This window comes from Thiocapsa sp. (genome assembly GCF_035467215.1).
Lineage (GTDB): Bacteria > Pseudomonadota > Gammaproteobacteria > Chromatiales > Chromatiaceae > Thiocapsa.
This window is the reverse complement of record NZ_DATITZ010000081.1, coordinates 19,348-27,351: the sequence shown is the minus strand read 5'-3', so window position 1 is coordinate 27,351 and position 8,004 is coordinate 19,348. Positions and strand designations below refer to the sequence as shown.

The window sequence follows — 8,004 nt, the reverse complement described above, 5'->3', positions numbered from 1 at the left end:
GCGGTGATCGAGGCCTTCTCGTCGGCAGGCCCCGCGCCGTCGGTGCTCAAGTACGGCTTCGGTGCCCTCGGGTGGATCCTGGTCGCGGTCTATCTCGCGCTGGCCGGACGAGCGCGCGACGATGCGTCTTGATGCCGTCGGCGCGCGTCTGCGCCCGCGCGGCCCCTGGGAGGGGGTGGATCTGGGCTTTGCGCTCGGGCGAGAGTGGTTCCTGTCGCTCTGGATCCTCTGGTGGATCACCGCGCTGCCGGTCGCTGCGCTCCTGGCGGTGCTGACCGGCGGACGACCGGACCTCTGGCTGGTCGCCGTCTGGTGGTGCAAGCCGCTGTTCGAGGCACCGCTGCAGTCCTGGGCGGGGCGCGCCCTGCTCGGCGAGCGCCCGCAACGCGCCGAGCGTGTCGCCATCGTCCGCGCCGCCGTGACACGACACATCCTGCCCCTGCTTTTGTGGCGCCGACTCGGACTGCGTCGCTCCTTCCTGATGCCGGTCACGCTCCTCGAGGGTCTGAGCGGTGCCCCGGCTCGGCGCCGTCGCGCGGTTTTGAGCCAGGGTATCGGCGCGCCGACCTGGCTGACCCTGATCTGCTATCACTTCGAGGCCATCCTCTGGGTCGGCGTGCTGCTCGCGCTGGTCTTCCTGGTCCCCGAGGAGTTGCCCCGTCTCGACCTCACCGCGGCCGTGACCGAATCCGATTCCCCGGTCTATTGGATCAGTGCCCTGATCTATCTGCTCGCCTTTTCGGTGATCGCGCCCTTCTATGTCTGCGCCGGCTTCGGTCTCTATCTGACCCGTCGTACCGAGCTGGAGGCATGGGATCTGGAGCTTGCGTTTCGCCGCGCCCGCGACGAGCAGGGTGCGGCCGCTCGCGGGGCCGCGAGCCTGACCCTGGCCGGTCTCTTGGCCGTCGGCCTCGTCCTGTCGTTGTCGAGCACCCCCGTCGACGCGTTCGCGCCGCGCGATGCCGTTCTCGATCCGGTGGAGGCACAGGCCCTCATCGGGGAGATCCTTGCGGACGAGGCGTTCGGGAGCACGCAAGAGGTGACGCTCTGGCTGCCGGTCGAGCGCGATCCGGTCGAACCCGTCGAGGGCTGGACATGGCCGATCGAGCTCGGCGGACTGGCGGTGACGCTTGCCGAGATCCTCAAGTTGTCGCTGCTTGTCCTCGCCCTTGCCGCACTCGTTTGGCTGGCGCTTAAGGTCATTCAGGGGATCATGCAGGAGCGGCATCGATGGCGCGGGTCAAGCCGCCGATTGCGAGGCGATGGCGACGGATCATCGGTCCTGATCGGCCGCCTCGGCGCCGAGCCGCTTCCCGACGACATCCCGGCGACCATCCGCCGCTTGGTCGACACGGACGAGCATCGCGCGGCCCTTGCGTTGCTGTACCGCGCGAGCCTCGACGACCTGACTCGGCAGGGCGTCGAGATCCCGGCGGGTGCGACCGAGGGCGATGCTCTGGCATCGGCGGCGCAGACCCTGCCGGCGCCGAGGGTCGGTCTCATGACCCGCTTGATCGGGCACTGGAGCCGGGTTGCCTACGCGCATCGGCAGCCCTCCGGCGCCGAGATCATCGCCCTGCTCGACGATTGGTCTCGTGCTCGGGATCTGCCGACCCGGCCGGCGCGAGATCCGGGGATACCTCATGATGACGCCTGAACGCCGCGTCTTCAGACTGGTGGTCGCCGGGCTGATCCTGGTCGTCGTCGCCCTGATCGGCGCCGTCCTGAGTCAGCTCGAACGCAGGACCCTGGAGATCGAGGTCGGCCCTTCGGAAGAGGGCAGGCGCAACCCCTTCCTCGCGGCGGAGCGTTTTCTGGCGCGGCTGGAGATCCCGGTGTCGAGCGACAGCGGGCGCGAGCGTCTGCGCCGGCTCCCGCCGCCGACCGACACCTTGGTCGTGCGCTATCCGGGGTCTCTCGCGCCGGAGCGCCGTCGGGCGCTCGATCAATGGATGACGGACGGCGGGCGATTGGTGGTCGCGGCGAGCGAATCGGGTCCGGGGGCCGCGGAGGAGGACGACCTGGTTGCCGCGTACGGCGTTCGCCTGAGCACCGCGGACGCGGATCGGCCCGCGGTCGATGGCCAAACAGATGTAATCGCAGCGATTCCGGTCGAACACCCGGGGCGCCCGCTCCGCGTCGCCTTCTCGACCGAACGCTCGCTGGTGACGACTGCCGAACCCGAAACGGCGGTCATCGCGGGTGCTCGGCTCGGGCCGCTTCAGCCCGTGCCGAGCCGAGACCGGCGCGATCTCCTCGAACACCTGGGCGCGAGCGGCGGCTTTCTCTGGCGACACGGACAGTCCGATCATCTGATCAAGCCTACCCGCCGACGGGTCATCGAGCTCTGGCGACGTCGCCGCCCGGACCTCGGGCGGCTCGACGACGCGGCGCTGGCCCACGCGATCGCGGTCGCGACGGGCGAGGACCCGGACGCCGTCGTCCGCGCCCTCCATGTCCATGCAGAAGACGCCGACGCCTTCGTGCGGCAGAGTGCCCTCCTTCAGCGTCTGTGGCGCAAGGCGTCGATTCGGTAGGGTGGACAAGCGCAGCGCAGTCCGCCAACGCCGGCCCAGGATTTGGTGGACTTCACTCTCGCTCGTCCACCCTACACGTCCCAAACGCCCTGCATGGGCATCAAGGTCCGCGCCAACGGATCTCGACCAGCGGCACCTCCCATCGCTCCGAGCGGCAGTGCTGCGCATGTTCGGGCGTATTTTGTCGACTGTCGCGGCGGATCAGGGCATCGACGCGGATCCGCTCGATGCGATCGATGTCCGGCAGCCAACGGGTGGCCGCGCGTTTGGACAGACGGGCGATGCGATGGCCCGCTTGATCGAGCAGCAGCAAGCCTTGGTCGAACTGCTCCCAACGCAGGTCGTCGCCCGGGCCGAGTGCGGCCAGATGACGGTGGATCGCCGCATCCGCGGCCACCCGCCCGGCATAGCCGAGATCCAGGTCCGCCGGTGTCAGGCGCGTGTAGCGGCGCCCGGCGATCTCGGCGGGCGGTGGCTCCACCGCCGGCTCGGCCTTGATCAGCCAATCGCCGTCGATCTCGGCCAGATAGGGATGGCGGCTTTCGGCAATCGTCATCAGCGTCAGGGTCTCCTTCGCGCGTGTCATGCCGACGTAGAAGAGGCGGCGTTCCTCCTCGTTCTGCGGATTTGCGTCCCATGCGCCGTCGGCGAGGAGGACATGCGGGAACTCCAGCCCCTTGGCGCCGTGCAGCGTGGTCAGCAGCAGACCCTCGCCGAGCCGGCGTTCGCGGCGCTGTTCGGCGAGTGTCTCGAAGCAGAACTCGGCGATCTCGGCGGCGGGGACCTCGGTGGTGCCGGCCTCCGCCTGCCAATCCTCGATCAGGCGCTGCAGGAGAGAGCGCCAAGGGCTCGGGCGCTCAGGCAGCCACTCGTCAAGTGCCCGAGCGCTCATCGGTTCACGTGCGTGCTGCGCGAGCCGGCTCAGGAAGGCGTCGATCTCGCGGACCCGGTGCAGGGGAGGCAGCTCGTCGGGCCAGTCGACCGGGATGCCGCGGTGCTCGCAGAGCGCGCGGACCGGCTCCAGGATGGCGTGGCGACGGGCTAGGACGGCGAACTCCGACCAGTCCTGGCCGCCGAGGCGTCGAAGCTCCTCGATGCGTGCGACCAGCGCGGCGGCCTGGCACGGCGGATCGGCCGCTCGGAGTATTAGCACCCGTCCCTTCGCATGGCCGTCGAGATCCTGCCAACGCCCGCCGGCGGGCCGGGTCGCGCGACGCCGATCGACCCGGATCGGATGGTCGCGCTTCATCCGGTCGCGGTTGTGCGCGATCAGAGCGTTCGCGGCGGCGACGATGTGCCCGGTCGAGCGATAGTTCTCGACCAGGTGATGCAGCTCGGCGGCGTAGTCCGCTTTGAAACGGCGGATACACTCGACGTTTGCGCCTCGGAAGGCGTAGATGCTCTGATCGTCGTCCCCGACCGCAAGTAGGGTCAGCTTGTCCTCGTCTTGGGCCCGGCCGGCGATGGCTGCCACCAACCGGTACTGATCCGCATCGATGTCCTGATACTCGTCGACCAGGATGTGCCGATAACCGGCGAGGAGTCGTTCGCGCGCCCTATCGGGCTCGATGCCGGGCAGATCCACGCGGCCCTCCAGCAGGTCCACGGCCTCGCCGATGAGACCGTCGAAGTCGGGCGCGGCATCGGTCGCCGCGGCCATACGCTCGGCGTAGGAGCGCCCCGTCAGGCGCATCGCAAAGCCGTGGTAGGTCTGCACCGTAACACCGCGGGCGTCGTCCCCGACCAGCTCCGCGAGCCGGCGGCGCAGCTCGAGTGCGGCACCGTGGTTGAAGCAGAGGACCAGGATGCGGTGCGCCGGTACGCGCAGGACCCGCAGCAGATAGGCGCAGCGGTGGACGATGACGCGGGTCTTGCCCGAGCCGGGTCCGGCCAGTACCAGACGGTTGCCGTCCTCGGGGGCGGCGACGATCTCGATCTGCTCGGGGTTGCCCAGATCCTCGACGATCCGGCGGAAGGACTCGGCGGTGGTCGCGCGCAGGAGCTGCTCGCGGCGGTCGGCGAGCCAGCGTTTCACGAACGCCTCTTTGCCGAGCGTGAAGTAGCCGGTCACCAGGCTCAGGGCCTGGCGGATCTTCTCCGCGCCCAGTCGGGCGTACTCGTTCATGACATGGATCTGAAACACTCGCTCGCGATAGTGCTGGGCCAGCGGCTGGTACTGGGCCTCGCTGTAGCGTCGCCCCTTCGCCTGCGGGAGTAGACGCAGGGTCATGGCCGAGCGGAACACCGCGAATCCGCCTTGCAGGATGATGGCGCCGTGCTCGTGCAGGAACAGCAGGCCGCGCTCGGCTGCCGCCAGCGGGTCGCGCAGCTCGGCGGACAGGGCCAGATCACCGCGCAGCGCGCCGGTGAGCTCGTCGGTGCCGAAGGCCACCAGCAGCTCGCTCTTGGCGGGGGCGTCGTCCGGGAGCTTGGCCAGGAGGGTCTCGAGGATGCGGTGGGCCACGGCGCGGCGGCGTTCGGCGGTGCGATGCAGGGTCGGCCAATCACGATGCAGGCGCAGGCGGTAGTGGTCGCGGTCGGTCTGGCGCAGATCCAGGCTGCCGCGGGCACCGGCTAGACCGCGACCGTCCAAGGTCAGGCCCTTGAGCAGGATGCGCAGGGTCTCGGGGTTGCTGTCGTAGCCCTGATCGAGCAGATGCTGGTTGAGACGGCGTAGCGAGAGCGGCAGCCAGACGCCGGTCTGGGCGTCCGGGGCCTGCTCGCGCAAGGCATCCAGCATGGCCCGCTCCAGACGCGCCACACGCTTGAGGATCAAGGCAGAGTGATTCTTGACCTTGTGGCTGACGAAGGCGGTGAGCTGCGGACCGTCGCGCAAGAGGCCGGCGCCGGCCATATCGTGCAGGGTGCGCAGGACGCGCTGCGAGGGGGTGTCGCCGCGATCCCAGGGCGGGATCGGGTCGGGCGTACCGGCCTGACCCTCCTTGGCTCGCGCGAAGGCAGGCAGGCGTGCCAGCTCGTCGGCCGTGAAGGTGTCGTCCGGGTCGGTGTTGAGCATCGCCTCCAGGATCGCCAGCCAGCGCTGGCCCTGGGCGGCCGACAGACCCAGCCCGCGGATCTTCCGCTCGGCCTCCTCCAGGCTCGCCACCGCGGGGCGGCCCTGAAAGACGAAGGTGCGGTTCTCGTTGCGCTCGACCAGCCCGGCACGCTCCAGCCAGGCGATGGCGATGCGCACCCGGGTATCGGCGTCCGTGGCTTCGGGATCGAAGCCCAGCCTGAGGTCCTCGTCGCGCAGCAGCTCGCCGCTGGTGACGACCACGATGCCCTCGCGGTCGCGCTTGGCCCGACGCACACCGCGCAGGATCTCGGCAATATCGCGGCGCGACAGCTCGGAGAGGGCCTCCATGCGAAACTGCGACTCGATGTCCTGCTCGTCGTAGAGCAGGACACAGGCCGCGGGTTTGCGATCGCGCCCGGCTCGCCCGGCCTCCTGGATATAGCTCTCGAGCGAGCCCGGGATGTCGGCATGCACGACCAGGCGCACGTCCTACTTGTCCACGCCCATCCCGAAGGCGTTGGTGGCGCAGATGACCTGCAGCTCGCCGGTGACGAAGGCCTCCTGGATGCGCTTTTTCTCCGGCGCCGGGATGCCGGCGTGGAAGGCATCGACCGCCCAGCCTTGGCGGCCCAAGCGATCTGCCAGCGCCTCGGTGCCTTTGCGCGTCGAGGCGTAGACCACAGCCGCGCCGCCGGTCGGGTCCGGATCCTCGCGCGATCTCGGCGTGCCGAGGTGCTCGGTCAGGATGGCGTGGATCCGGGCGTCCTTCTCGTGCTTGCCGACGACCTGGACCTCGAATTCCAGATTGTCGCGCTCGACCCCGCCCGCGTAATCGACCAGATCCAAACCCAGCTCCTCGCGGAAATAGGCCAGTATCTCGGCCTTCACGTCGCGCTTGGCCGTGGCCGTGAAGCAGGCCACGGGCGGGACCGGCGCGCCTTGGCGCTCGGCCAGGGTGCGGATGAACCGCCCGGCATAGAGATAGTCGGGGCGGAAGTCGTGGCCCCATTTCGACAGGCAGTGGGCCTCGTCGAAGATCCAGCAGCCGATCTCGCGACTGGCCAGCATGTCGGCCACCGAGCGGTTGCGCAGCTGCTCCGGGGAGATGTAGAGCAGGGCGATATCGCCGAGGCGCACCCGCTCCATCACGTCGCCGCGCTCCGGCGGGGTCAAGAGGCCGTAGATGGCAGCCGCACTGGTGGCACCCGTCTTCTTCACCAGGTTGTCCACCTGGTCCTTCATCAGGGCCTGCAGGGGCGAGATGACGACGCTCAGGGTGCCGCGCCGATGCGCGCGCACCAGGGCCGGCAGCTGAAAGCACAACGATTTGCCGCCACCGGTGGGCAGGATCGCGAGGAGCGAGCGATCCGCGATGCCGTCGCGGACGACGATCTCCTGCAGGCTCCCGCCGTCCTGCGCCTGCGGCTCGGCGCGGAAGTCATCGAAGCCGAACCAGCGTCCGAGCTGCGCCCGCGGGTCGTTCGCCTCTCGGCACCAAGCACACCCCGGATCTCCGCAGGGTGTGTCCCGCAGGGCCTTGAGCAGCGTCACGGTCGCCGGGAAGCGATGCCGCACCCAGGGCGGCAGCACCGAGTTGCCGCCGGCCACCTGAAGCCAGGCCGCGGCATAGGCAAGGACGGGGCGGCGGTCGGGGTTCGCGAGATGATCCAGGATCAGACGCGGGGCGGCGCTCGCGCAGGCACGGCCCTGCCAGCGGGCCAGCAGGATCTTGCGCACCTCGGTGACGCTCGGCAGCTCGCCCGAGAGCAGCCGAAAGACCGCGGCCAGGCCGTCGCCGCCGGTGGCGTTGGCCTCCAGCAGGGTCGCGCCGCGGAAACAGAACTGGAAGACCCGGATCAGGTCGCGCTCGCCGCCTCGGGCCCCGCCCGCGTTTCCGTCGACGATTCCGTTGGCTGCGCGCCGCGCCAGCTCGTCGACCTGCTCGCGCAGCACCTGCTCGGCCAGCCGGCAGTCCTGAACCGGGTCGGCGACGCTGTCGCGCACCAGCTTGTAGTCCTTGACCAGCCGGTGATAGGGGTTTGCCGGAAAGGCCAAGGGAGACAGATACAGGGTGTCGATGATGCGCCGCCCGAGCAGGTCCAGACTCGGCGCTCGGGCGCGCAGTGTCGGCAGATCGTGCCCGAGCAGATTGTGGCCGACGACAAAGCTCGCATCGCCTGCAAACCGCGCCAGATCATCGAGCGCACGCGCCGGATCGAATCGCCCTTGGCGACGGAACTCGCGCCCCTGTCTGATCGCGCCGATCTTGTGGATCGCGCCGTCCGGCCCGGTCTCGAGGTCGAGCAGGAGCGAGCGCTCGATGAGCGCGTCGATGCCGGACGTCGGTGCGGGCTCGGTCGGTGTGGCGTAATGGGGCACGGGTCTGGTGCGGGTCTGCTTCCATGAGTCCTCCGCAGATTAACCCGAAACGCGCGCGAGGTATCGACCGGA

4 protein-coding genes are annotated in these 8,004 nt (G+C 69.5%); 2 read left to right on the top strand and 2 right to left on the bottom strand.

Translation table 11 applies throughout. From position 1 onward, the window contains the following. The first annotated feature begins 121 nt into the window (after positions 1 to 121). Together VLR48_RS04370 and VLR48_RS04365 are read left to right on the top strand one after the other, a co-directional pair. Positions 122 to 1,657 (top strand): DUF4129 domain-containing protein, encoded by a 1,536-nt coding sequence (locus VLR48_RS04370; protein ID WP_325290611.1) that lies wholly within the window; start codon positions 122 to 124, stop codon positions 1,655 to 1,657. Continuing rightward, entirely contained in the window at positions 1,647 to 2,537 is an 891-nt protein-coding gene (locus VLR48_RS04365; protein ID WP_325290610.1) for a DUF4350 domain-containing protein, read from the top strand. The genes VLR48_RS04370 and VLR48_RS04365 overlap by 11 nt, the downstream gene beginning before the upstream one ends. Positions 2,538 to 2,637: 100 nt before the next feature. Here the strand turns inward: VLR48_RS04365 and VLR48_RS04360 are convergent, their stop codons facing one another. Both VLR48_RS04360 and VLR48_RS04355 read right to left on the bottom strand, forming a co-directional pair. Next, on the bottom strand, positions 2,638 to 6,039 hold the full coding sequence (locus tag VLR48_RS04360; protein WP_325290609.1) for an ATP-dependent helicase: 3,402 nt from the start codon (positions 6,037 to 6,039) through the stop codon (positions 2,638 to 2,640). 3 nt (positions 6,040 to 6,042) lie between these two features. Then, positions 6,043 to 7,932: a DEAD/DEAH box helicase gene (locus VLR48_RS04355; protein ID WP_325290608.1), complete on the bottom strand. Its 1,890-nt coding sequence runs from the start codon at positions 7,930 to 7,932 to the stop codon at positions 6,043 to 6,045. Between the last annotated feature and the right edge of the window lie 72 nt (positions 7,933 to 8,004).